Raw genomic sequence first — 26,211 nt, forward strand, 5'->3', positions numbered from 1 at the left:
TCTTTATTTATTATTTGAATTCCATTTTTTGAATACGAACAGCATTTAATATAGCTACTAAGGCCACTCCAACATCTGCAAATACAGCTTCCCACATTGTTGCAATACCTCCTGCTCCTAAGATCAAGACAATTACTTTAACAATTAGTGCCAAGGCTATATTTTGAATTACAATCTGGCGTGTCTTTTTCCCAATGAGCATTGCAGTCGCAATTTTAGAGGGTTGATCAGTTTGAATAACAACATCAGCAGTTTCAATAGCAGCATCACTACCTAATCCACCCATTGCTATCCCTACATCACTTAATGCTAACACAGGAGCATCATTAATACCATCTCCTACAAAGGCTAACGATTTATTAGGATTCTCTCTTTTAAGTTTCTCTACTTGTTCTACTTTTCCTTCAGGAAGTAATCCTCCCATAGCAAAATCAATATTTGTTTCTTTTGCTACTTTCTGGGTAATGCTATCCTTATCCCCACTAAGCATTACAGTTTGCTCAACACCTATTGCTTTCATACTGACAATTGCTTGTTTGGCATCTGCTTTAATTTGATCTGCTATAGTTATATATCCTGCATAATTATTTTCTATTGCTACCACGACAATACTTTCTACTATAGAATCAATCTCTTGTGGATAAATAATGTTGAATTGTTTTAATAAAGCTGTATTTCCAACTAAAATAGTTTGACCATCCACTTTACCCATCAATCCTTTACCTGAAATTTCATGTACTTCTTCAGCTATTTTTTCTGTTGGATAAGCATCGACAATAGCTTTAGCTATAGGATGAGTAGATTGTTTTTCTATAGCAGAAACAATTTGTACAAAAACACTTTGTTCTATGTTAGTTTCGACTTTCTGTACCTTAAATACCCCCTCAGTCAAAGTACCTGTCTTATCCATTACTACAATATCTAATTTAGCCATTAACTCTAAGAAATTAGACCCCTTGAAAAGAATACCATTTCTTGAAGCTGCACCAATACCACCAAAATAACCTAATGGAACAGAAATAACTAAAGCACATGGACAAGAAATAACTAAAAATACTAAAGCACGTTCTAACCATTGAGTAAAAATATATTCACTACCTAAAATGAAATAAGGAATAACAGTTAAAGCAATAGCTAAAAAGAATACAATAGGTGTATATATCTTAGCAAATTTTCTAATATATAGTTCTGTTGGAGCTTTGCGAGTACTTGCTTCTTGAACCATTTCCAAAATTTTAGCCAGAGAACTATCTTGGTATAGTTTAGTTGTTTTAACCTCAATTACATTTTGTAAATTAATCATACCAGTTAATACTGTTTCTCCTTTTTCGTAAGTAGAAGGTTTACTCTCCCCAGTTAATGCAGCAGTATTAAAGCTTCCTTTATTAGTGATTAATTCTCCATCTAAAGGAATTTTCTCCCCAACCTTTACTTGTACTATTTCTCCAATAACTACCTCTTCTGGATTTACAACTATATATTGATTATTGCGAAATACAGTGGCTTCATTTGGACGAATATCAAGTAGCGCCTTAATGTTACTCTTAGCTCTATTAACAGCATTTTCTTGAAATATTTCCCCTATCGTATAGAATATCATAACAGCTACTCCTTCTGCATATTCATTAATAAAAAAGGCTCCTAAAGTAGCTACTCCCATTAAAGTAAACTCATTAAAGAATTCACGTTTTTGTATTAATAATACGACAGCTTGTTTTAAGACTGGAAAACCAACAGGTAAATAAGCTATTGCATACCAAACGAATTGAAGTAATTGATTATTGACAAACCACTCTAATTTTAAAATATTCCCCATTGTAATTCCACTGAAGAACATCACTAAACTAAAAATTACAAGCTTTATCATATTATTACCTTCATGGTTGTGATCATGCCCATCATTACTTGAGTGATTGTGATCTTTACTCTTTTGTTTTACATTTTTTTTGGCACTCATAATTAATGTTTTTTGAAGTTATTAAACAAAGATATAAAGTTACCTTTTATCTAAAAAAATCAATTAATTCTTTGCAATGGTATTGCATTTTAATAAAAAAAATCAAAAAACATCGATAAAGTTAATTTTATTTCAAAATATCATTTTATTTATGATTAAAAACAAAACTATTTAAATAATTTGCTTTTTTATCTATATAAATCAAATTATTTTTTAATATAACTTTGCAACAGTGTTGCAAATAACATAAAAAATAAATATTAATTAAATTATTTATGTCAAAATACGTACTTTTACACTATGAAAGTTTTACAAAAAATATTATCTATTTTGATGCTTACACTTATTGTAGCATTTACACAGTATCCTTGTGCTGATAGATATTTTTTGAATACTACCCAAGTAGAAAAACTTATAACACAAGAAGGTAACGCCTCTGATCAATCTATTGCTACAATAGATATGTGCTCTCCTTTGTGTACATGTATTTGTTGTACGATAATTTATAGTACAACAATATTTACTCTCCCTATTACTACAACAGTTTTATTTTCTTTTAATAAAACTCCTTTATATTTTGATAAAAAAATTGAGAAAATTGATTTAACTATTTGGCAACCACCAAAGATCATGTCCTAAATTAAAGTATTTATAAATGGTTACAAACAGTAAGTCAGTAGTATCTGCACTGTATGAGTAAACGATATATCTAATACAATAGATTATAAATACAAAAAAGAGTTACTTTAATTTAAATAATGACATAAATGTTAGATAAAATCATAAATTTTAGTATCCGTAACAAGTTTATTGTTGGATTATTTGTTCTTGGATTAATCATTCTTGGGACCTATTCTGTAATGAATTTACCTATGGATACACAACCTGATATCACTAATAATCAGGTTCAAATTATCACTACTTCACCTACTTTAGCTACTCAAGAAGTAGAACAATTTATTACCTATCCCATAGAGCTAGCTGTAAAACCAATTCCTAATATAAAGGAACTACGTTCTATCAGTAGATTTGGATTAAGTGTGATTACGGTAGTATTCACAGAAGACACCGATATATACTGGGCACGAGCTCAAATTTCTGAAAGGTTAAAAACCGCTCAAGAGAATATTCCTGATGGAGTAGGAACACCTGATTTAGCACCTGTTAGTACGGGATTAGGTGAAATATACCAATATGTAGTCTATCCAAAAGAAGGATATGAAGAAAAGTACAATAGCATGGAGCTTCGTACCATACAAGATTGGATCATCAAACCACAACTTATAGGAGTAAAAGGAGTAGCTGAAGTAAATACTTTAGGAGGACAACTAAAACAATATGAAATAGCTGTAAAACCAGATCTTCTTAAAAGTATGGATACTTCTATACTTGAAATATTTAATGCTTTAGAAGCTAATAACGAAAATACAGGTGGAGCTTATATTGATAAAAAACCTTATGCTTACTTTATTCGTAGTGTAGGTATGGTTAAAAATATTGAAGATATCCAGCGTATTGTCGTTAAAACAAATAATGGAATTCCCGTACTTATTAGAGATGTTGCTGATGTACGCATAGGAAGCAGTATTCGTTATGGTGCTGTGACAAAAGATGGACAAGGAGAAGATGTTAGCGGAATGGTAATGATGCTAAAAAACTCTAATACACAAGAAGTAGTTAAAGCTGTTAAACAAAGAATGGCTCAGATAGAAAAAACCCTTCCTGAAGGCGTTACTGTCAAACCTTTTATTGATAGAACAAAACTAATTGACAAAACGGTTAGTACCATTCAAACGAACCTAATCGAAGGGGCCTTAATTGTTATTTTTGTTTTAGTTCTACTTTTAGGGAACTGGAGAGCAGGACTGATTGTTGCTTCTGTTATTCCATTGGCTCTGTTATTTGCAATCTCTATGATGAAGATCTTTGGAGTAAGTGGTAATCTTATGAGTTTAGGGGCTATAGATTTTGGATTGATCGTCGACGGAGCTGTTATTATCGTTGAAGCTATTGTACACCGACTCCATGCTGGAAAAAATAGAGTTTTAACCCAAGAACAAATGAATAATGAAGTGTTTTCAGCTTCTTCAAAAATAAGAACAAGTGCATCCTTTGGGGAGATTATTATCTTAATTGTGTACTTGCCTATTCTTGCCTTAACAGGTATTGAAGGTAAAATGTTTGGCCCTATGGCTATGACCGTGTCATTTGCGATTTTAGGAGCTTTTATTCTATCCCTTACTTATGTACCTATGGCGTCTGCTCTTTTCTTATCTAAAAAAGCAGGGAAAGAGAAACCTAACTTTAGTGATAAAATCATTGATAAATTATACAGTTGGTATAAACCCCTTTTAGAAGGTGCTTTTAGAATGAAAAGAATTGTATTGCTGATTGCTTTTGGATTATTTGCTTTTGCCATTTTTGTCTTTGGCCGTATGGGTGGAGAATTTATTCCAACTTTAGATGAAGGTGACTTAGCGACAAATTTGATTATCTCTTCTGGTAGTTCATTATCTCAACAAATAGAAACAACAACAAGAGCAGAACAAATATTAAAAGAACGCTTCCCTGAGGTAAAAATGATTATTTCAAAAATTGGTAGTGCAGAGATTCCTACCGACCCCATGCCAATGGAGGCGGCAGATATGATTATTATCTTGAAAGAAAAGAAAGAATGGACTTCTGCTAAAACCAAAGAAGAATTAATTGCTAAAATGGAAGAGGCTTTAGAAGAAATACCAGGTATTGGAACTGAATTCTCTCAACCTATACAAATGCGTTTTAATGAATTAATGACAGGAGTTAGAAGTGATGTTGCTATTAAGGTATTTGGAGAAGACTTAGATCGTTTAGCAAGTATTGGAGATGAAATTAATGGGCTGATCACAACAGTACCTGGAGTAGCAAGTACCAAACTTGAAAGAGTAACTGGACTACCTCAAATTTCTATAAAATATGACCAAGATAAACTTGCTTTATATGGCTTAAAAGTATCAGACATCAGCCAGGTAGTAAGAGCAGGATTCGCAGGAGAGAAAGCTGGTTCTGTCTATGAAGGAGAAAAAAGATTTGACTTAGTCATTCGATTAAATCAAGGAGATAGACAAGATATAGAAGACATAAAAAATGTGTTTATCCCTTTACCTAATGGTGTGCAAATACCTTTAGGACAAATTGCAAATATTGATTACGAAGATGGGCCTCAACAAATCAGTAGAGAAGATGGTAAAAGACGTATTGTTCTTGGTTTTAATGTTCGTGAGCGAGATGTAAAAAGTGTAGTAACGGACATACAAGCACTATTAGACAAAAAACTCAATATGCCTGATGGTTATTTTATTACCTATGGAGGGCAATTTGAAAACTTAGTAGATGCTACTAATAGATTAATGGTAGCGGTACCTGTAGCATTAGCTTTGATATTTGTACTATTATACTTTACGTTTAAATCAACAAAACAATCATTAATGATCTTTACTGCTATTCCTTTATCCGCAATAGGTGGAGTTTCAGCGTTATGGTTAAGAGATATGCCTTTTAGTATTTCTGCAGGAGTAGGATTCATAGCACTCTTTGGAGTGGCTGTACTAAATGGTATTGTACTTATTGGCCAATTTAATCAACTAAAAAAAGAAGGTATGAATTTATATGAAAGAATTATAGAAGGGACTAAGATACGTCTGCGTCCTGTCTTACTAACCGCTATGGTTGCCTCTTTAGGTTTCTTGCCAATGGCACTAAGTACAAGTGCTGGTGCTGAAGTTCAAAAACCATTAGCTACGGTAGTAATTGGCGGATTAATATCTGCTACAATACTGACTTTAATTGTACTCCCTATCATCTACTACTATGAAGAAAGAGGATTAGGTTTAGGAAAAAGAAATAAAGCTATTGTAGCTTCTACTCTACTGTTGTTAGTTGGAGTTGGAGTACAAGCACAAGAAGTTAGAAAACTAACATTAGAAGATGCGCTAAGACTTAGCGTAGAAAACAATAAAGGAATTAAAGCAGCGGAGTTAAATACTAAAGCTCAGAAACAGATGACTTCCACCTATTTTGATCTTGCCAAAACAGATGTAACAACTGGTTTTGGATATTTAGATTCTAAAGACAATACGGATATTAGTATAGCTGTATCCCAATCTTTTTCTCCCTTTACCTATGGCAAGAAAAAAAAGGTATTAAATAAAGGATATGAAACTGCGGTTTTACAACAAGATAGAACAGTTATTATTACTGATTATGCCGTTAAACAGGCTTGGGAGAACTTAGTATATGCATTATCTAAAGAAGTCTTATTAACAGAGCAAGCTAATTTATTAAAAGACTTCTCTAAGTCTGCAAAATTGCGTTATGACACTGGAGAAAGTACCTTAATGGAAAGTAATGTCGCTTCTGCTAAAGAGCAAGAGTTAAGAGTATTAATTACACAGAATAAAACTGTAATTAACAATGAAACCTCTAAACTAAAAGCACTTCTGAATCTGGAAGAAGACTTTGTTCCCATTAATCCTAAAATAGTCTATGATAAACATGATGTGGACAGCAATTTTGATTTAACCTTAAACAATACCATACAATTAGCAGAAAAAGAGATAGAAACAATTGAGGCTAATAGAAATTTACAGAAAGCTATGTTATTACCTGATTTTTCTATTGGGTATAATATTAAATCTAGCTCTGGTACAATAACGGGAAAAGATGGTATACCAACTACTTATGGTAAAGATTTACGCATACCAAGTTATACCATAGGCATTTCTATTCCTATCTTCTTTGGAAGTCAATCTGCTAAAATTAAAGCAATGAAATATGAAACGCAGCAAGCAACTGTGCAGAAAGAATACTTTTTTAAGCAATTAGAAGAAAATGTTCAACAGCAGTTTGACATTATTAAAGCTCAGGAAAAAGTAATCGATTATTACCAAGAAAATGCTTTAAAAAATGCTGCATTGATCAAAGATCATGCACAGAAATCATACAATAATGGAGATATATCTTATGTAGAATACATTCAATCAGTAGAAACTGCATTGACGATACAAATGAACTATTTGGATGCTATTCTACAGTATAACTTAAGTCATAACACACTTCATTATTTAGTAAACCAATAATATAAAAGAAATGAAAAAGTCAATCATATTTTTATCCCTAGCTACGAGCATTTTACTATTTAGTTGTAAAAATGCTGAAGGAGGTAATTCCGAAGAGAAAACAGAACAATCTACTCCTTCTAAAGAATCTAGCGATCAAGCTAAGAAAGAAGGCGAATCTGCAAATAAAGAAGTAGAGTTAACACAAGCTCAATACACTGCTTCAAAAATTCAATTAGGCCAATTACTTCAAAAAAACTTAAGTAATGTAGTACGCGTAAATGGTAATACAGAATTACCTGCACAGAGTCAAGCGGATGTATCCTCTTTTCTAAGTGGAACAGTGACTAATATTTCTGTTAATCTGGGAGATTATGTAAAAAAAGGACAAACAATTGCTACTATTGACAGTCCTGAATACATACAACTGAGAGAAGAGTACACCATATCTAAAAACACCTTAGATTACTTAGAACTGGAATATAAACGTCAAGAAACATTAAGAGAACAGAATGTCAATTCTGCAAAGACTTATCAAAAAACGAAATCAGACTTAAGTATAGAACGTGCTCGATTCCAATCGTTAAGCAATAGGCTAAGTCTAATAAATGCTGGCGCTGGTTCTAAATCAATTAGAATAGTATCACCTATAAGTGGTAATATTTCAGCGATTCCAATTAAAATCGGATCAAGTGTTATCGCTGGACAGTCTTTATTTTCTATCGTGGATAATTCTAAACTACACTTAGATTTGATGGTATATGAAAAAGATCTTCCTTCTATTAAAGTAGGGCAAAAAGTATCATTCTCATTTACTAATATCAACAAATCAGAAGTTACAGCTACTATTTTTAGTATCAGTAAGTCATTTGAACCAGGAACCAAAACAGTACTTGTTCACGCAAACATAGATAAAACAGAAGAAACATTAATTCCAGGATTATACGTTAATGCTTTAGTGCACATTGGTGAAAAAACAGTAGAAGCCCTTCCTAACGAAGCCATTATTAAAGCCGATGGACGTGAATTTATCTTTATTTTAGAAGATATTGAAGAAGAAAAAGGAGTAAAAAGTTATCATTTCGAAAGAATCGAAGTCAAATCAGGAGTGTCTGAATTAGGGTATACCCAAATTACACTTTTACAAGACCTACCTGAAGATAGCCAAATCGTTTTTTCTGGAGCATACTATATACAAAGCCATTTAGCCAAAACAGATGGCGGTGCACCTGAACATGGACACTAAAACTAATCTTAAAAAACAACCAGGTGTTTAAACCTGGTTGTTTTTAAAATTCCTTATCAATATTACCCTCAAAAGTAGAATACGTTTAACTAATGATTCCATCAACATGAAACTAAAATTCTTATTTGTATTATTTGTTCTATTTAATGCACTAAACTTAAGCGCAAATTCAAACACACTTAACTTTAAAAATACAGAAGATTATTCATTTCAGATCATTTCTTCCGATACATTAATACCAAAAAACTTTTGGCAAAAAGATGCAGTCAAAATAACTTTTGTACCTACTGTTTTCTTTGGAGCTACAGCTGTAACTTGGAACGGAAGAGAACATATTCTTGAAACAAGGAATAAATATATTCCTGAGTTCAAAAATACTTTTGATGATTATTTGCAATATGGGCCAGGGGCATTAGCTTTTGGTCTAAAAGCTGCAGGAGTAAAAGGAAGAAATAATATGAGACGTAGTATTTATAACTACGCAGGTAGTATGTTGATTACAGGGCTTTTTGTTAATAGCTTAAAATATACAACTAAGGTAATGAGACCTGATGGTAGTACAGCCAATTCATGGCCTTCTGGTCATGCCGCAACAGCTTTTTCTAATGCCGCTTTTTTAGATAAAGAATATGGTTTAGTTAACCCTGCTTATTCTATAACTGGGTATGGAATGGCTATTATGACGGGTGTGGGGCGTAGTATAAATAATAGACACTGGTCTTCAGATATTTTAGCAGGTGCCGGATTCGGTATCCTATCAACCAATCTAGCTTATTTTTTTATTGATAAAATCTATGGAAACCAAGGTGATAACTTGAGCCTATTGTCCAAGTTTGAAGGTAATGAAAACCCATCTTTTTTAGCAGTAAAATTAGGAGCAAGCTTTAACAGTAATAACTTATTAGAATTACACAAAGATGGGCCAGATGCGAAAGTTGGCTGGGAAGCTGGTTTTGAAGGAGCTTACTTCTTTAATAAATCAATAGGAATAGGAGGAGATTTTACAATATCAGGTTACCCCCTCTCTCAGAATAATGTAAATGGTTTAGAAAACCCAGAAGTATTTAAAGATTATAATTTATCTTATACAAGTTCTGCTTTAGGTTTTATGAATTTTGGAATAGGTCCCTATTATGCTTTTCATTTTAGTGACAGCTTCAATTTAATGTTAAAAACTACAGCAGGGTATGCTTTTGGTGCAACGGGAAAAATTGAAGCAAAACAAAACGACAGTACTATATTTTTACCTGATACTATAAAAGATAATATGACTGTTGCTTCATACAAACCTCATAGCTCTTTTAGATGGTCAGCAGGTAGCTCATTAACTTACAACTTAACAGATCAATTAGGTCTAACATTATATGTTGACTATTCTAGTACAAAACCAACAATAATTTATACTCCTGAAAACCCTCTATTAAATTTAGATTCTAACAAACCTAATTCTAATAAGGCAGATTTGCACTATGTAGCATCAGGATTAAGACTTACAGCTTATTTCTAATAATAAAAGGACTTTTTTTAAAGACTACTAAATCCAATATAAAGTAGTTACATCAATTATGATAGATTATTCACGGAGCTTTATTTAATTTTAAACACAACATTAATTTTTATAAATATGGGACATCATGGTAGTAATCACAGACCGGTTTGGGGAAACAATCCTGGATCAGGTAATCATCATGGACAAGCATGGGGAAACAATTCAGGATCAAGCAATCATCATAGAAGAGGTTGCTTTAGAAATTTTGTCTTATTCTTTGGAATAGGAATAGGAATTACAGGAGCTTTACTTTATTTTTTATAAAATTGTAATTAAAAATCCTCATAAAAATGATAATATAAAAGAGCTACCTTGTCTAGGTAGCTTTTTTATTATACAATAGATATCACTGCAAACTTTGTAAAATCATAGCAAAACTATTTTAGTTATTACTTAATTTTTTTCTTAAACAATTAATAAACAGTAATTTGACACACTTGTATTAAAAATCATGTATACAATAGTTTTGAAATAATATAAGCAGGTTAACATCTGTCATAAAAATGGACTTATCTGTAAATATGAACTAATAGAATTACCACTGTTTCTCTTTAAAACGCTCCCTACTTTTACTCAAAATGAAACTAAATATACACCCCGACAACACAATAATACCATAACAAGTATGTCATTTCATAACAAAATACATCAAATTACATTAGTTAACTAATAATATAAAATAAACACAACAAAACACTGAAAAACAAAATAAAAATAAACAAAAGCTAAAACTAATATTTTTACTAAAATATTCGCTTCCATCAATCAAAAAAACAGGTTATTATTTAACTTTTTAGTACTTTTTTAATACATTTAAAATCATTATATTTGATTTTAACCTAATTTGCTAAGGTGAGCTATTAGGTGAGTTGGTTTTTTACAAACAAGACAATTGATTGATTTAAAGATATTTACGAGGAGCGGTTCGAATCCTGCCACCCCGACGAAAGGAATCACTTTTTAAGTAATTCCTTTTTTTATTTATACCAACGTCCCAGTCACTATATCTAAAACAAGGGATCATAGTCAAAAGTTGGGGACTAAGCAAAAAAGGCTAGTTAATCTAAAGAGAAAAAACTTCTTATCCCTAACCCCTCTATACATCTACGGAAGTATTTGAGACAAGAGCTCATCAAGATTGGGTCAAAAATTCTTCAGTAGAAAGGTTTTATAGCAGAACAATATTGTCGTAATGTTGAACAAGTGTTGAAGAGGTTGTATAAAGTTATTTTTAGAAACAGTAGGTCATAGGTCCTAATCCTACCTCTTAAACAGATTGGCTTAGAATAACTTCATATCACCGTCTTTTATCCAATCTTTCTTTTTCATTACAAAATAAATTATATAAGATAAAACCATAGGTAATATAATTTGTAAGCCTATAATAGCTAATAGAATATAGGCCGTTGAATACGATGCCTTCATCGCATTAAAAGTTCCTATTTGACCAACTAATCCACAGCTTCCCATTCCTGACTCTAAGGCAGTATTTTGCATATCAAAGAACAAAATTGCTATTGGCCCAAGTATAGCAGCCGTTAATGTAGGTGGGATCCATATCTTCCAATTCTTATAAATGTTGGGTACTTGTAACATACTTGTACCGATACCTTGAGCTAGTACTCCTTTTATACCATTGTCTTTATAACTGATTGTCGCAAAACCAATCATTTGGGCACAACAACCTATTGTCGCAGCTCCTGCCGCTAATCCATCCAATTGCAACATCAGACACAAAGCTGCTGATGAAATAGGTAATGTCAAAACCATCCCTACTACTACAGCAATAACAATTCCCATAACTAAGGGATTAGATTCAGTAGAAAGGATTATAACTTGCCCGATCCACTGCATAAGCTGATTTACACTAGGCCCTATCAATTGTGCTAAAGCTACTCCTACTAACACAGTAACTACGGGTGTAATCACTATGTCTATTCTTGTTTCACCTGCTACTGCCTTTCCTATTTCTACTGCTATAATAGTTGCAATAAATACACCTAATGGGCCACCTAATTGATAAGCTGCTACTCCTACAACAGCAGAAGAAAACAACACTAATTGTGGAGCTCTTAAACTATATGCAATAGCAAGTGCTATTACTGGACCTGTAGCTTGATTAGCAAAAGGCCAAACTACTTCTTTTAAGAATGAAATATTAAACTCCTCTCCTATTGTCTTTAGAATAGTTCCTACTAGTAAAGTTGCAAATAATCCGTAGGCCATTGCTCCCATAGCATCAATAAAGTAGCGCTTACTCGAAATTTGTATGTCTTTTTTTTGTAGAAACTGTTTCATTGTTTTGGGGATTATAAAAGAAAATAGACTTATTATATTGTAAAATCACACGCTGATTAAACTGAGGTAAAATTATCAATAATTATAGAAGTAATGAACTACTTTTAAATGTTAATATAATTCGGTAAATTAGTATCTTCATTAACAATTTCAATAAATGAACACCTATCACACTTGTATTAAATCCATTAAGTCAATAGCTTTAATACTTATCCTATTACTTCCTTCTTATATAATGGCTCAGTCGCCTACTGTGTTAGATAAGCTTATTACATTAGAAAGTTATGAAAAACTGTATAAAGCTAATTCATTTGACTATAATAATGAATACTTCAAATCTAATGACAAAGGGCTGTGGAATAATGTCCCTGTAAAGGAAGTATATTTTTATGAAGATTACTTTATGTGTTCTATTGATAGTTCTGTTAAAAATACTGCAACGCAATTAGCTGCTTATTTAGAAAAAACATATCCTAATAACCTAATAGTTAAAGAAGACTATTACGAACGTATTTATAAGGTTGTTACACGAGGTTTTAGTATTGTTTTTACAGCCAAAGTTAAAGAAGGCAAAGAAATAGAGGAAAATACTAAAGGTGAACTAAAAGTTAGATTTACCAAGGTTGTTGATAATCCTCTTGCTAATTTGTCAGATGAATTAAAGTCGAATGCAAATGGTATTAGCTGTCAATTACAAGTCGAATGTTATAATGTTGTCCCAACTATTTTTGCTGATGGCATTCCTATATTATCTAAAAAAGACGAAGATAAGTATTCACATTATGAAACGGTTACTCTTAATAAATATATCCTAAATTCAGAGATGCCTATTGATTTGTCTTTTATCCTTACACCCGGTATAGATGATAATGGTAATGTTATGACTAAGATCCCCAAAGACTCTTATGCTAAAATGTTTATTGAATACATAAATGCTAAGGGAGATATTATAAAAAAAGTTGACTTATTTGATAATAAAGCTTACGTAACAGATACAATTGTAAATAATGGTGAAACACAATACTCCAGCTACACAGGGACAAATGATTATACGAAGAAAGACATTCGATTTAATCATCAACTAAAAGCTACAGTAGATTATAAACTAACAGGATGGTCTAATGGTAAAGATTTGCGCAAAGAAAAGAAGTTAGAAGAACGAATAAAACAATTCTATGCAGATTACGCAGCTTTAATCTTGAGTAAAAATATCAATCAGATTACACAACTATTATATAATTCTTATCTAGAGAAGTACACTTATAACTATAATAGTACTGAACTGAAATCTTATAAAGAATATGCTTATTTAGAATTTATGCTCGAAAATTCTTTCAAAATAGTAACAGCACAGCAAACCAAACTTCATATTAGTAATAATGGACAATTAGCATATCTAGAAGCAATAGATAAAACTTCTTATCTAAAAGCAGTAGGATTAGATTATATAAAGAATATATCTTTCCTATTTTACATAGATAATAATACAAACGAATTAAAAATCATCCGATGAGAACATATCTGAGTACACTTATATTTCTTTTAATCAGTCAAGTAACTCTAGCACAAGTTGACTTAGAAAAATATAATAACACCACTACAAATCAAGAGTATATTGATTTACTTGCAGATGATTTAAAAAAACTTGAGAGATTTGTTAGTTTCTTTAGTAAAAATAGTGATGAACCTAGAACGCCTTCTGAAGTAGCTCCTTTAAAAGTAGCTTTTAATCAACACGATTATGATGTAAACATTGATCAAGTAACCCAGGCTAATATTCAATTTACAGATTTGATGAAAGATGATTTTATTAGTATAAAACTTGTTCAAGATCCTTCTATCTATCGATCACTAGACGATATTAAAGCTCCTGTCTATCTAAAAAAGGTGTACTATCATGACGGAACAACACAAAATATAGAAACAAAAACAAATATTAATACTCACTTTACACCTGACCTAGAACTTACTAAAGCAGTGGATAAAATAGATATTGAAATTGCTTTTTCGACAGTTAAAAAAATCGATAGTTTAGTTCTTCCTGCTAAGGTTAATCAAAAAGTGACATATCATGGGGTAGATATTGAAGTAATAGAAGTATCGGATAAAGGAATACTATTTAAAACATCATCAGACGAACTGAAGCTAGATGAGATTCAAGCTATCTTAAAAGATAAAAGACGTGTTAGTAGTTATAGCTCTCAACGATCTGGCATGCACCCAAAAGAGTTTAACCTTTTTATAAAAAATTCAGTCAAGAAAATCGATGATATCATCGCATATGCTAATGCTAATATAGAGATGGAACATTCTCAATTCAAAAGTGTCGTAGGAGCTAAGTTAAGCGATTTAGAAGCGCAATTATCAACTGAATTTAATAAATCAGAAGGAGTTAGTTATCACTATCATGAATTTGGTAAACCTGTAGATAAACTTGTTATTTATAATAATAACGAAACTTATGAAAGAAGTATAACTAAGACTCTAACTAATCGAGAACCAAAATCTCGTTACATTGGTTCTAAGGGCGGTAAAACATTAATTTACAACCAAGATTTAAAACTAGTAAAAGAGTTTTCGAGCAAGTATTTTTTTATAAATGATTATTACTTTGAAACTGATCTACAATATTTTTATTTAAATGATAAACTTGAAATGCAGCCTCTTAGTTACTACAAAGTAAATAATATCTTAAATAACTTTGTGGTAATACAAGAAGATGATGAATCGCCTCAAGAATTAGTTGATCCCACAAATAAGAAGATAATGAATGTAGATAGTTATGAGGAAGATAAAGATTTTAAGTATGCACTGATAGCGTCTAATAATTCTTATTATCTTTTAAACAACAAGAGTCTTACACCTGTAAAAATCAACAATGTAGATAAGGTAAGAACTGCTGATAAAGGGTATTTTGTCGTAATGAAAGATGAAAAGTATGGCTTTATGAATACAGAAGGCCAGATTGTTGTTCCTATTCAGTATGATGAAGTGAAAAGTTTTTCTTCTATGACAGACTTATTACCTACGGATTTACTATTTGCTGTAAAACAGAAAGACAAATGGGGGTTTGTAGATGTAAATAATAAAACGGTCATTCCTTTTATTTATAGTGGTGTTAAGGGAACTTTCTCTTATGGAATAGCTTTGGTATATTTAGATGATGCTCTAGGGTTAATTAACTTGAAGAATGAAAAGAAGTCTAAGTTTATAGATGGAAACTATTCATCATCAAGTAATTTTGGAAAGAGAATGATAAACTTAAGTGATAGTACCTATAACTATAAGGGAGATAAAGAAATTGATAATTAACAAAGAATAAGTTCTAAACCTACAAAAAAAGCCATACATCTCTGTATGGCTTTTATCTCTTAAAGAGAAAAGGTTACTCCTCTCTTCTTCTATTTCTTAATCTTTCGTTCTTTACCTCTTTAGGTTTATTGGTACTCTCATTTTTCTCCCTATCGAAGTTGCGTTTAGGACGTCTATCATTACCGTTATTCGCATCTCGCCTACCTAAGTATTTACCATTATTATCTCTCCTACCTGAATCCTTCCCTGTAGTCATACGGCGGCGAATACTCTGCTGACTTTCTTCATTTCTATTTAAGCTAGCCTCTTCAGTCATTACAGAAGGTTCGATTAAACGATTAAGCTCATCTAGCTCTTCCTGCTTTAAATTTCTATATGTTCCTACAGGTACATCTAAAGAAATATTGATAATACGGATACGCTTTAGAGCGACTACATCATAATCAAAATACTCACACATACGACGAATCTGTCTATTTAACCCTTGGGTTAAGAATATTCTGAATACCGTCTTACTAATAGCTTCTACACGACACTTCTTAGTTACTGTATCTAGGATAGGAACTCCTGCTCCCATTCGTTGAATAAAACGATCTGTAAGAGGTTTATTAACTGTTACTATATATTCTTTCTCGTGATTATTCTTTTGACGTAATATTTTATTTACAATATCACCATCATTAGTCATCAGAATTAATCCTTCACTATCTTTATCTAACCTTCCTATTGGAAAAATACGCGTAGGATAATTAATGTAATCAACGATATTATCACGTACAGTAGTATTCGTTGTACACTCTATCCCTACAGGTTTATAGAAAGCTAAATAAATATTCTCCTCTTGTTTATTAACAATCAACTGACCGTTAACACATATTTCATCATCCTCCGTCACTTTAGTTCCCATCTCTGGCACAACACCATTAACAGTCACTCTTCCCTTATCAATCAATTTATCTGCTTCTCTACGAGAACAGTATCCTACTTCGGACAAATATTTATTTAAACGTGTTTGTGTTTTTTCCATGCTACAAAATTAGCTATTTTCTCAGCTATAAAACAATGGTTTACGATTACTTCTTTTTAAAATATGTTAAGACTTTCTCGAATACAATAGGATCTTGTACCGAATGCCCTAACTCTTGTGTATAAAACACCTCTATTCCTCTATTAATAGCTTCTTTATGGAACTCTGTACACTCCTTTAAAGCTACTACTACATCATCTCTATCATGTATCAGCAATAAATCAGTCGAAACCTCTTTTATAAAATGTTGGCTAGCATACTGATCCATCTTCATAGCTATCAAAGATTCTAGGTAAGCTAATAAACTATCTCTTAATGATGCTCTATATCCTAGTAGATTATTATAATTATCTATAACACTCTGAAACTTATCTAAACATCCCGTTAATGCTGCCTTTCTTACAAAAGGATATTGACCTACACTCAATTGATGCAACAGTGCAAATGACCCTAAAGAATGCGAGACAACGTAATCAGGTTGATACTTGGTTAAACAGACATCCATAAGTCGTGAATAATCAATCACACTAAGATTACTTCCATCACTTAACCCCAGTCCCATTGAATCAATACAAACATATCGAAACTCAGTACCAAAATAAGTAATCATCTGTTCCCAACGGCTAGCATTACTCTCCCATCCATGAAACAACATCACTAGAGGCAATTCTCTGCGATCTGTGTTCCACTGATAACATTGTATAGTCAAACCATTAAAAACAAAACTAGACCGATTAGATTGTGCTAAAAAAGCAGGTGTCTTACTTGTTTTAAGTTTACCAGTACGAGGTGTCGAGAATAATTTATAAGCAATGGCTCTTGCCTTCTGCATCGAAAACAAGGAAATCACATTGACTAATAATCCTATACTCTTTATCATACAAATAAAAAAAGCCTCTTAAATAAGAGGCCTTTCGATATTATAATTTTGCTATAATAGCATCAATTTTTTCTCTTTCTTCTTCAGCTAATGCGCTATCAACTAAGATACGTCCACTGTGCTCATCCGTAATAATTTTCTTACGAGCTGCAATCTCTACTTGAGTTTGTGGTGGAATAGTGAAGTATGAACCTCCAGAAGCTCCACGCTCGATAGATACAACTGCTAATCCATTACGTACACCATTTCTGATTCTAGTATAAGCTACTAATAAACGATCTTCGATATCTTGTTTATATTCTTCTGACTTCTCTAACAATACTTTCTCTTCACGTTCAGTTTCAGACATAATACTGTTTAATTCAGCTTCTTTATGTCCTAAGTGCTCTCTTCTAGCATTTAACTTTGTTTCTGTCTCAACAATAGAAGTCTTTTTGAACTCAATGCTAACTTTCATCTCTTTGATGTGTTTCTCAGCAAGTTCAATTTCTAACTTTTGGAATTCGATTTCTTTTTCTAATGAATTGAACTCTCTATTGTTCTTTACCTCATTTTGTTGCTCAGTATATTTTACGATAGCAGCTTTAAACTCCTCGATAGCAGCTTTTTTATCCTTGATGCTCGTTTCAATATTACCTAAGTCTATGTTTGATTTCTCTAAACGCTTGTTTAGTCCAGCAACCTCATCTTGTAGATCTTCAACCTCAAGAGGAAGTTCCCCTCTCATATTTCTGATTTCGTCAATTCTTGAGTCAATCAATTGCAGATCATAAAGTGCTCTTAACTTCTCTTCTACTGTTAATTCTTTTTTCTTTGTCATCATTATAAGTAGTTAACTGGATTCGTATTTACTGTTGATAAAATAACCGCAAAAGTAGTTATTTTTTTTGAAAGAAACTCAGTTATATAATTTTTTGTATACCTTTCACTTTCAAAATGACCAATATCAGCTAAAACTATTTGGCTTTCAGCTTGATAAAAGTCATGATATTTCAAATCTGATGTAATATAAGCATCTGCCTTTTGTGACAATGCGTTGTTTATAGCAAAACTACCAGATCCTCCTAATACAGCTACTCTTTTTATCTTCTTACCTAACAAGGCACTATGTCTAATACCACCTGTACCTGTCTTCTCTTTGACCATTTGTAAAAATGCTACCTCATCCATCTCTTCTGCTAAGTCACCGATCATTCCCATTCCTACATTCTGAAGTTTATTCTCTAGATTATATATTTCGTAAGCTTTCTCTTCATAATAATTTAAAGCAAATAATGCCTTTAAGATCTTACCTTGCAAGTGTTTCTCAAAGACCACTTCTACTTTCACTTCTTCTACCTCTTCATAATTCAATGCTTGCCCTATAACAGGTGTACTCTTCTCATTTCCTCTAAAACTCCCGCTCCCTTCAGAAGTGAAACTACACAAATCATAGTTACCGATTGCCCCTGCTCCTGCATTAAACAGTCCTTGTCTAACCTCTTCTGCATTCTCTCGAGGTGCATAAGTAACCAACTTCTGAATATAACTCTCCTTTGGAATTAATATACTTGTATTACCTATCCCTAATGTGTCACAGAATATTTTATTCACCCCATCCTGATGATTATCTAAAGCTGTATGAATCGCATAAATAGCGATATCATTCTTTATTGCCTTAATTACAGTACGTTCTACATAATTCTTACCCGTTATTTTCTTCATTCCAGAGAATATAATAGGATGAAAACATACTACCATATTACACTTCTTCTCAATAGCCTCCTCAATAACAGTTTCTAAAGCATCGTGACACACTAATATACCTGTCACCTCTAGCTCATAGTCACCGACTAATAAGCCTACATTATCAAACCCCTCTGCGTAAGACAGCGGTGTCATCTCTTCTAATATTGGAATAACCTCTCTTAATCTCATTTCTTCTATTTTTATAACGAGTCTATCTCTTAAATGCTTTTTACAGATATGAGATATAATTTTCTCAAAGATAAAAAATATAGTAATTTCGTCTTATGGAATTACTGCGAAAATTACTTTTCCCTTTTGCCATCCTATATGGGGGCATTACTACACTGCGCAACTACCTTTATTTTATAAATGTATTTAAGCGCACATCTTTCTCTACACCAACTATTGTCGTTGGAAATTTAAGTGTCGGTGGTACAGGCAAAACACCAATGGTAGAATACATCATCCGATTACTAAAAGATCAATATCAAATCGCAACATTAAGCAGAGGATATAAACGCAAAAGTGAAGGCTTCTTCTTGGCTGATGAAAATACGACAATGGAACAGATCGGCGACGAACCATTCCAATATCATCACAAATTTGATAATATTAGTGTAGCTGTTGATGCTAAGAGAGTAAATGGTATAGAGAATATACTTAAACTAAAAAGCGATACCCAAGCTATCGTTCTTGACGATGCTTATCAACACTTAGCCGTAAAAGGCGGATTCAATATATTATTAACAACATATGATGAGCCTTATTATAATGACTATATGCTGCCAACAGGTAACCTTAGAGAGTCTCGCAAAGGGGCGAGCAGAGCTGACATAATCGTAGTCACTAAATGTCCTTCTAGCTTATCTATTGATAATCAGAATTTAATTGTTAAAAAATTAAAACTAAAACCGGGACAATTGTCTTTTTTTACGTATATTGAATTCAGTAAACTTGCATATTCAAAGTCTGATTCAATAACAGTGGAACAGTTGAGAAATGAAGAGTTTTTAATGGTTGCGGGTATAGCTAAACCACAGAGTTTTTTTGACCATTTAAAATGCGAAAAAACGATTTGTTTAACATTTCCTGACCATCATCATTTTTCGCCTGCTGATATTGAACTAATTTTGAGCAAAGCAAAAGAGAATAAGATTATTACCACTGAGAAAGATTATGTTCGATTAAACGGATTAATCCCATCAGACAAATTATATTATTTACCAATTCAAACCTCCTTTTTAAACAATCATGAGGAGTTTGACAAAACAATTTTAAACTATGTGGGATCAAGTTCAAGAAACGGTTAAGTATTTAATTGACAAGACACAATTCAAACCTGAAATAGGTATTGTTTTAGGTTCAGGTTTAGGAAACCTAACTGCTGATATTAAAATAGAGCATGAAATTCCTTATTCAGACATTCCTAACTTCCCAGTATCTACTGTTAAGGGGCACAAAGGTGCTTTAATCTTCGGTACTATTGGTAATAAGAAAGTTGTTGCTATGCAAGGACGTTTCCATTACTATGAAGGATATGAGATGGCTAAAACTGTATTTCCTATCCGCGTGATGAAATACATGGGAGTAGAAACACTTATCGTATCTAATGCTTCAGGAGGAGTTAACCCTTCTTTTAAAGTTGGTGATATCATGATTATCACAGATCATATCAACGCATTCCCTGACCACCCACTAAGAGGTCATAATGACGAGCGCTTCGGTCCTCGTTTCGTTAATATGAATGATGCATATACAGGAACATTAGTTAAGAAAGCACAAGAAATAGCTAAGGCTAAAAACTTCGATATTAAACACGGAGTATATTACGGTCTACAAGGTCCTACTTTCGAAACACTAGCTGAATATAAGATGGTGCGTATCGTAGGTGCTGACTGTGTAGGTATGTCTACTGTACCTGAGGTAATCGTGGCACGCCACATGGAGATGAAAGTATTCGGTATCTCTGTTATCTCTGATATGGGGAACGAAGAAGGTATCGTAGAAGCTCACCATGAGGATGTTCTTAAAGCTGTAGGAGCCGCAGAACCTGTTGCTCGTGAGCTAATCAATGAGTTAATTAAGACTATGTAATTAGTTTTTCTTATAATGTAATTTTTAGAGATACTTCTTCATTGAAGTATCTCTTTTTTTTTGAGCCTGTCTAAGCTAGTATAGTAACATCCATTATAGATTACTATTCCCACTTAGATAGGCTTTGTTTTTTATAATATCACGCTAGCACATATCATAGCGTTATAAAATACTAGCTGACTATAATCTACTCTGCAGAAAAGCAGATAGCTATGATAGGATAATGATGGAACAATGATAGCATAGTGGTCGCATCAAAAATGGCCTTAACTATGTGACCATTACGCGATCACTATGCGACCATTATGCGACCACTTTCAAAAACCCCTATCAGGGCTACCAAAAACAGAGAGTCAAAACAAACACAAAGAACTAATATTTAATAACTTACAACAAAAACGTCCTTTTATAAATGAAGTACAACACTATCTTTCCTGATGTTACAGTCTAAATCTTCTGTACAGTTAGGTATTATAATCCTAATTATTACTGTACAAGAGCTTACATTTTAAGCCAAAAAAAAGAGCCATATACATGACTCCCTCTTATCTTTTAAATATTTTAACCCACATTCCGCATTAGCCAAATACTACAAAGCAATTCTACTTTATAGCTCTTTCATTAGCTCTAAAACCATACTATAGTATACTTTAATCGCTAATTCAGACCCATTTTGTATAATTACTTTTCGTTTATATGTCTATTGCGTATTATGGGTTTAATTAATCTATAATCTCCATTTTTTTCATAATGAAAGTGGCATTCTTATTCTGACATACCCCATCTCTAATCTTGTAATCAAAATACAAATCATCTTCTTTGATCTCTACTTCGAAGCATTTATTAACCAATATATCAGGAAACTTATTTGTCGTCTCACACACTTCTAAATCATGTGTAGCGATAACACCATAGGTTTTCTCTCTTATTAATTTATGGATTACTCCTATCGTTCCACTCTGTTTATCGTCAGAATTAGTTCCTCTCAGAATCTCGTCTAATAATACAAAACATGATTCCTCTCTCACCTGTACTATAATCATCTTTAGCCTTTTCACCTCTGCATAGAAGTATGACTCACTGTCATCTAGTGAATCTGTTAATCGCATAGATACAAAAAGTGGTAGTGGAAAGAAACTTGCTTTACTAGCACAGATAGGCGCTCCGATACCTGCTAATACTAGATTTACTCCTATAGTACGCAAGAACGTACTCTTACCTGACATATTAGATCCTGTAAGAATCACAAAACGCTGATTGCTAAATTCGATATCATTACACACTCTCTTCTTCTCATTAAGAAGTGGATGGCCTAAGTCTTTAAAACTCATCTTACCCTCTTCATTAATAACAGGGAAGGTATAATGTCTATTGTTATAAGATAAGTTCGATAGTGAGTTTAATGCCTCTACTTCCCCTATGATCTCAATAGCCTTAGGTACTAAGTGTCCTTTCTCTCTTTTCCAATCTAAGAAACGATACAGCACATGTACGTGATACTGCATAAAACCATTAAACACCACCATCACAAAGATATTAGCTATAGTCTCCATCTGCTCAAATAATCGAGATAGCACCCTTAACTCTTTACTAGCCTGAAACGAATCTTTATTCAGTTCACTGATATACGTCTTCATTTTCTCAGTAGCGAAGTTCTCTCTTTCGATACGTTTAATTATTGCACTACAGCTTTCTATCGTTTCATGTACTTTATCAGCACCACCTAGCTCCTTCTGTATATGTCTAATATTAGATAAAGCAATAATCAAGTTCATAGAGAATAAACTCGATATCGCATACCCTAGAGCAGGTATATTTAGCAGATAATATAACACTATAGACACTCCTAAAGTCACTGGCAATATATAACTCAGTGCTTTAGCAAGTTTGCTTATAGATAACACCTCTGTCTCACTCCATTTTTTTAACCTTAGATAAGACTTCTCATCTAGATTAGATAATTTGCTATACGCGTATATTTCCTGTCTCCATTCTATTTTTTGAGAAAGCTCTTTGACTGCCTCTTGGTTCTCTAATATTTCCTTAGCACTTAACTTCCCTTTTAGCATATCGGCTAACTTCTGCTTACCGATAAAGGTCGCTGTTCTATTTAGATACTGATAAAGAGATTTGTACCCAAATATATCAAGATCAAAAGCATACGGATGTTCTGTAGTCTTAAACTCACTACCGTCTTCAAATGATCTCTCATCTTTCTCTATGAAGTTTAGCTCATCTGTATTAATATTTTTAAGCGCCTGTACATAGCGCATCTTCCATGAGTAGCTAGCATGTATCTTTAATAAAGCTAAAAATAAAACGATAGCGCCTCCTGTAATATATAAATAGAAAGTATCTGCATGAGATAGCGCTAAATAAAAGAAGTATATGACCGCAAAGAACACTAATAAACGAATAGCTCCTACTAGTTTATACTTGCCTCTAATAGCATTGTATTTAGTATTAAATAATAATTGTCTTTTCTTATAAATTTCCATTGGATGTTAATTGGCTTGAATGTTCTCAATAGGTGATTCCAACAAATATACGCTATTAAAAAATATTCGACCGCCTTAATTAACCCAAAATATGCAGTAGATAATTTAGTAAAAGTTAATTAGATCAAGTGATACTATAGGCCAAGGACAGTTATTCTCACTTAATAGAGGAGATCTATTTATCTTCTCTACCAATACTATCCATAGAGGACTGTATGGTAGAGAACGTTTCTCATTTGACATCATCTATTGTGACGACACACCTGCATTTCATGCATTTATAGATCCAAAAAACCAACCTACTAAGGAGGAGTTGGTTACACTAGATAAGACTATATTTTAATACAACACCTTAATTTATTCTATGACAGGCTCCTTAACTTTTTCTGTCTTATTTACTTTTATTTCTCTTGACAACATTGATAACCATGTCCTAATACTAAACTGTTCCCCCCCCCTTCTTACCTAAGTCATGACAACGTCTAGTACCTTTTCCAAAAACATAAGCAAGTAAGACTCCAAACACAAGAAGAAAGACGATTCCAAAGAATGTTCCACTAAGTCTCGCAAACACATTAAAAATCAAAACTAACAGAACAAAATAAATAACTAAACTCATTATATATTCTTTTCTACCAATACTTCCTTTATACGAAAATGCCTCTTTAATCACAACTCTTCAATTTTATTTCAAGAATCAAAAGTAAACAATTACTTTTTAACAATAAACACAGTTATACACAAAATATTCATTAAAAAAAGAGCTGTAACTAACTATTAGCTACAGCTCTACTTTGATTTATAAATCGTATAATCTCTATTTTGTTATCACCATAATTCCGAATGCTCCACCTCTACTACCATACATCACATCTGTCTGTTTAGATTTCTCATACTTAATCTCCTTTACATCTTCTATTTTCAGTAAAGCTAAGTCTTTTGACTTTACAAATGTGCTTCCGTCTGCTGTTCCTTTTTTATCTATTAATAACACATCATATTCACCAGCCTCTACTAAAGGCACAGCTCCTTTGTTATATAGTTTACATGTATTGATATACATATCCTCAACATACTGCTGTAATGTCAACTTATTACCTAAATTACTTTCAGAAATCTTCTGAACAGAAGTAGGCAAGGTATCCTTAATTACAGTTGTTTTATCTTGAGGTACTTGTGCGAAAGACAATACCGTAACACACAGTGCTACAGCTATATATTTTAATTTATTCATAGTTTAGAGAGTGATTTTTTGTGACTACAATTTACTCTTTCTAATCTTAAAATAAATATAAATGTAATGGCATTAAGTGATAATTAACATCACTATTGCTTTAGCACCCAATCCACTACTTTTTGTTTAGGTACATGATGTATATCGTAGCTTTCTCCATCAGCAAAGAAATGATTCTCTTCCTCTAACACTTCTATTGTTATATTCTTATTATGAAAACTCGTAAGTAATTCAACATTCCTTACAGGATCTACCAAAACATCTTGATCTCCTATCATATAAAACGTCGGTATAGTTAACTTTCGATACTTATCCCGATTGTCCTTTAATACTAAGTCTTTTTCTGCACGTCCTATTAGAAACTTAAATCTTATTTTAGATTTCTTATCTGTATACCCTATCTCCCTCACCTTTTTCTTATACAACTTCCAATAGTTCTGCTTATCCTTATTGGCTATATAAAAATCTACTAATTCATTATACACCTTTTCTTTTTCGATCTGAGTATCATAGACAAAGTAATCTTGAAAACCATTTCCCTCTTGTCTTAATTGATAAAGAAAAAACTCTCTCCCAGATACAACAGGAGATGATAATATCACTAAAAAATCAGGACTAAAAGAATGAGCATAAGCATCCATAATAGCAATCCCTCCCATACTATGTCCTATCACTCCAAACTTCTTATCTTGTAAGATTCTTTGTCTTTTTAACATGTTAAAGGCAGAAGCTAATTCGGCTCCCATCATCGTAGAAGTATATAACATATCCCCACCTCCTTCCCCTTCTGAATTTCCCTTACCTCTTTCATCATATCTAAACACAGCTACATTGTGATCTAACAAAGCCTCTGCTAAATAACTATGTGTATTACGTGTATTATAACCTGTTCCCGGTTTAATAATTACAACTTTATCAAAACCTGCTTTAGGTATGATTAAACTTCCTTCAAAAGAGACACTGTCAACTTTTTGTTTTCTATCAAACGCAGGTACATTAAAATTAATCGTTGTAAAAGAGTAATTATCTTTTTTAGGAACATAGGTCTCTAAGTCAGTCTTAGCATTCTGCCCTATACACAAAGAACTAATCAATAATAAGCTGTATAAAAATAAGTGTTTCATAATTATGGAAGTTAAGTGTTCTATATATAACTACTTAACTTAATTATTTAGTATCATCAGTGTCCGATAAAAACTTTTATCGGAGCTTTTCATATCTATAATATGCTTTAAATCATCCTCTTAACTCGGATAACCGATCTTTACACCTGTAAATAGGTTATCCGAAGA

General features: G+C 32.5%; 19 protein-coding genes. 9 read left to right on the plus strand and 10 right to left on the minus strand.

Annotated elements, in window-relative coordinates; genetic code table 11:
• Positions 1–10 precede the first annotated feature (10 nt).
• Positions 11–1,957, minus strand: a complete 1,947-nt coding sequence (locus CF599_RS15440) for a heavy metal translocating P-type ATPase (RefSeq protein WP_121966888.1) — start codon at positions 1,955–1,957, stop codon at positions 11–13.
• A gap of 300 nt (positions 1,958–2,257) precedes the next feature.
• Here CF599_RS15440 and CF599_RS15445 point away from each other — a divergent pair, with 300 nt between their 5' ends.
• The 5 genes from CF599_RS15445 (at position 2,258) to CF599_RS19460 (ending at position 10,112) form a co-directional block, all read left to right on the plus strand.
• Positions 2,258–2,596, plus strand: a complete 339-nt coding sequence (locus CF599_RS15445; RefSeq protein ID WP_121966889.1) for a DUF6660 family protein — start codon at positions 2,258–2,260, stop codon at positions 2,594–2,596.
• Between the two features lie 128 nt (positions 2,597–2,724).
• Positions 2,725–7,074 carry a CusA/CzcA family heavy metal efflux RND transporter gene (locus CF599_RS15450; RefSeq protein WP_074746843.1) on the plus strand — a complete coding sequence of 1,450 codons (4,350 nt, stop codon included), beginning with the start codon at positions 2,725–2,727 and terminating at the stop codon, positions 7,072–7,074.
• A gap of 10 nt (positions 7,075–7,084) precedes the next feature.
• Positions 7,085–8,299 carry an efflux RND transporter periplasmic adaptor subunit gene (locus CF599_RS15455; protein ID WP_074746845.1) on the plus strand — a complete coding sequence of 405 codons (1,215 nt, stop codon included), beginning with the start codon at positions 7,085–7,087 and terminating at the stop codon, positions 8,297–8,299.
• A gap of 106 nt (positions 8,300–8,405) precedes the next feature.
• Positions 8,406–9,806 (plus strand): phosphatase PAP2 family protein, encoded by a 1,401-nt coding sequence (locus CF599_RS15460; protein ID WP_074746847.1) that lies wholly within the window; start codon positions 8,406–8,408, stop codon positions 9,804–9,806.
• A 117-nt stretch (positions 9,807–9,923) separates the two neighbouring features.
• Positions 9,924–10,112 (plus strand): hypothetical protein, encoded by a 189-nt coding sequence (locus tag CF599_RS19460; RefSeq protein ID WP_143061427.1) that lies wholly within the window; start codon positions 9,924–9,926, stop codon positions 10,110–10,112.
• 1,017 nt (positions 10,113–11,129) lie between these two features.
• On the opposite strand, the gene CF599_RS15465 is transcribed toward CF599_RS19460, so the two are convergent.
• Complete coding sequence (locus CF599_RS15465) at positions 11,130–12,146, minus strand: PTS transporter subunit IIC (protein ID WP_121966890.1); 1,017 nt, start codon at positions 12,144–12,146, stop codon at positions 11,130–11,132.
• Between the two features lie 157 nt (positions 12,147–12,303).
• Here CF599_RS15465 and CF599_RS15470 point away from each other — a divergent pair, with 157 nt between their 5' ends.
• Both CF599_RS15470 and CF599_RS15475 read left to right on the plus strand, forming a co-directional pair.
• Positions 12,304–13,659: a hypothetical protein gene (locus CF599_RS15470; RefSeq protein ID WP_121966891.1), complete on the plus strand. Its 1,356-nt coding sequence runs from the start codon at positions 12,304–12,306 to the stop codon at positions 13,657–13,659.
• The gene (locus tag CF599_RS15475) at positions 13,656–15,458 is read left to right on the plus strand and encodes a WG repeat-containing protein (RefSeq protein WP_121966892.1); all 1,803 of its coding nucleotides are present in this window, start codon (positions 13,656–13,658) and stop codon (positions 15,456–15,458) included. Before CF599_RS15470 ends, CF599_RS15475 begins: the two co-directional genes overlap by 4 nt.
• Positions 15,459–15,531: 73 nt before the next feature.
• Here the strand turns inward: CF599_RS15475 and rluF are convergent, their stop codons facing one another.
• From rluF to CF599_RS15495, 4 genes are read right to left on the minus strand one after another with little or no spacing between them, the layout of a single operon-like run.
• A complete protein-coding gene (gene rluF / locus CF599_RS15480) occupies positions 15,532–16,485 on the minus strand; it encodes a 23S rRNA pseudouridine(2604) synthase RluF (protein ID WP_121966893.1) in 954 nt (317 codons plus the stop codon).
• Between the two features lie 46 nt (positions 16,486–16,531).
• Complete coding sequence (locus CF599_RS15485) at positions 16,532–17,365, minus strand: S9 family peptidase (protein WP_121966894.1); 834 nt, start codon at positions 17,363–17,365, stop codon at positions 16,532–16,534.
• A gap of 40 nt (positions 17,366–17,405) precedes the next feature.
• The gene (locus CF599_RS15490; protein WP_121966902.1) at positions 17,406–18,185 is read right to left on the minus strand and encodes a zinc ribbon domain-containing protein; all 780 of its coding nucleotides are present in this window, start codon (positions 18,183–18,185) and stop codon (positions 17,406–17,408) included.
• A gap of 2 nt (positions 18,186–18,187) precedes the next feature.
• Positions 18,188–19,282, minus strand: a complete 1,095-nt coding sequence (locus tag CF599_RS15495; RefSeq protein ID WP_121966895.1) for a Nif3-like dinuclear metal center hexameric protein — start codon at positions 19,280–19,282, stop codon at positions 18,188–18,190.
• Positions 19,283–19,377: 95 nt separating this feature from the next.
• Here CF599_RS15495 and lpxK point away from each other — a divergent pair, with 95 nt between their 5' ends.
• A complete protein-coding gene (lpxK, locus tag CF599_RS15500; protein ID WP_121966896.1) occupies positions 19,378–20,403 on the plus strand; it encodes a tetraacyldisaccharide 4'-kinase in 1,026 nt (341 codons plus the stop codon).
• On the plus strand, positions 20,375–21,187 hold the full coding sequence (locus CF599_RS15505; RefSeq protein WP_121966897.1) for a purine-nucleoside phosphorylase: 813 nt from the start codon (positions 20,375–20,377) through the stop codon (positions 21,185–21,187). The genes lpxK and CF599_RS15505 overlap by 29 nt, the downstream gene beginning before the upstream one ends.
• A gap of 722 nt (positions 21,188–21,909) precedes the next feature.
• Here the strand turns inward: CF599_RS15505 and CF599_RS15515 are convergent.
• The 4 genes from CF599_RS15515 to CF599_RS15535 form a co-directional block, all read right to left on the minus strand.
• Complete coding sequence (locus CF599_RS15515) at positions 21,910–23,685, minus strand: DNA mismatch repair protein MutS (RefSeq protein ID WP_121966898.1); 1,776 nt, start codon at positions 23,683–23,685, stop codon at positions 21,910–21,912.
• Between the two features lie 439 nt (positions 23,686–24,124).
• Entirely contained in the window at positions 24,125–24,304 is a 180-nt protein-coding gene (locus tag CF599_RS19950; protein ID WP_254050333.1) for a hypothetical protein, read from the minus strand.
• 198 nt (positions 24,305–24,502) lie between these two features.
• Complete coding sequence (locus CF599_RS15530) at positions 24,503–24,919, minus strand: hypothetical protein (RefSeq protein ID WP_121966899.1); 417 nt, start codon at positions 24,917–24,919, stop codon at positions 24,503–24,505.
• 92 nt (positions 24,920–25,011) lie between these two features.
• Positions 25,012–26,043, minus strand: coding sequence for a S9 family peptidase (locus tag CF599_RS15535; RefSeq protein ID WP_121966900.1), 1,032 nt, complete (start codon positions 26,041–26,043; stop codon positions 25,012–25,014).
• Positions 26,044–26,211 lie beyond the last annotated feature (168 nt).

Source organism: Myroides sp. N17-2, from assembly GCF_002286775.1.
Lineage (GTDB): Bacteria > Bacteroidota > Bacteroidia > Flavobacteriales > Flavobacteriaceae > Flavobacterium.

What these genes read in the sequence shown, in the direction of transcription:
- CF599_RS15440 (WP_121966888.1), bottom strand. Translation starts at nt 1,957, where the DNA reads ATGAGTGCCAAAAAAAATGTAAAACAAAAGAGTAAAGATCACAATCAC.
- CF599_RS15445 (WP_121966889.1), top strand. Translation starts at nt 2,258, where the DNA reads ATGAAAGTTTTACAAAAAATATTATCTATTTTGATGCTTACACTTATT.
- CF599_RS15450 (WP_074746843.1), top strand. Translation starts at nt 2,725, where the DNA reads ATGTTAGATAAAATCATAAATTTTAGTATCCGTAACAAGTTTATTGTT.
- CF599_RS15455 (WP_074746845.1), top strand. Translation starts at nt 7,085, where the DNA reads ATGAAAAAGTCAATCATATTTTTATCCCTAGCTACGAGCATTTTACTA.
- CF599_RS15460 (WP_074746847.1), top strand. Translation starts at nt 8,406, where the DNA reads ATGAAACTAAAATTCTTATTTGTATTATTTGTTCTATTTAATGCACTA.
- CF599_RS19460 (WP_143061427.1), top strand. Translation starts at nt 9,924, where the DNA reads ATGGGACATCATGGTAGTAATCACAGACCGGTTTGGGGAAACAATCCT.
- CF599_RS15465 (WP_121966890.1), bottom strand. Translation starts at nt 12,146, where the DNA reads ATGAAACAGTTTCTACAAAAAAAAGACATACAAATTTCGAGTAAGCGC.
- CF599_RS15470 (WP_121966891.1), top strand. Translation starts at nt 12,304, where the DNA reads ATGAACACCTATCACACTTGTATTAAATCCATTAAGTCAATAGCTTTA.
- CF599_RS15475 (WP_121966892.1), top strand. Translation starts at nt 13,656, where the DNA reads ATGAGAACATATCTGAGTACACTTATATTTCTTTTAATCAGTCAAGTA.
- rluF (WP_121966893.1), bottom strand. Translation starts at nt 16,485, where the DNA reads ATGGAAAAAACACAAACACGTTTAAATAAATATTTGTCCGAAGTAGGA.
- CF599_RS15485 (WP_121966894.1), bottom strand. Translation starts at nt 17,365, where the DNA reads ATGATAAAGAGTATAGGATTATTAGTCAATGTGATTTCCTTGTTTTCG.
- CF599_RS15490 (WP_121966902.1), bottom strand. Translation starts at nt 18,185, where the DNA reads ATGACAAAGAAAAAAGAATTAACAGTAGAAGAGAAGTTAAGAGCACTT.
- CF599_RS15495 (WP_121966895.1), bottom strand. Translation starts at nt 19,282, where the DNA reads ATGAGATTAAGAGAGGTTATTCCAATATTAGAAGAGATGACACCGCTG.
- lpxK (WP_121966896.1), top strand. Translation starts at nt 19,378, where the DNA reads ATGGAATTACTGCGAAAATTACTTTTCCCTTTTGCCATCCTATATGGG.
- CF599_RS15505 (WP_121966897.1), top strand. Translation starts at nt 20,375, where the DNA reads ATGTGGGATCAAGTTCAAGAAACGGTTAAGTATTTAATTGACAAGACA.
- CF599_RS15515 (WP_121966898.1), bottom strand. Translation starts at nt 23,685, where the DNA reads ATGGAAATTTATAAGAAAAGACAATTATTATTTAATACTAAATACAAT.
- CF599_RS19950 (WP_254050333.1), bottom strand. Translation starts at nt 24,304, where the DNA reads ATGAGTTTAGTTATTTATTTTGTTCTGTTAGTTTTGATTTTTAATGTG.
- CF599_RS15530 (WP_121966899.1), bottom strand. Translation starts at nt 24,919, where the DNA reads ATGAATAAATTAAAATATATAGCTGTAGCACTGTGTGTTACGGTATTG.
- CF599_RS15535 (WP_121966900.1), bottom strand. Translation starts at nt 26,043, where the DNA reads ATGAAACACTTATTTTTATACAGCTTATTATTGATTAGTTCTTTGTGT.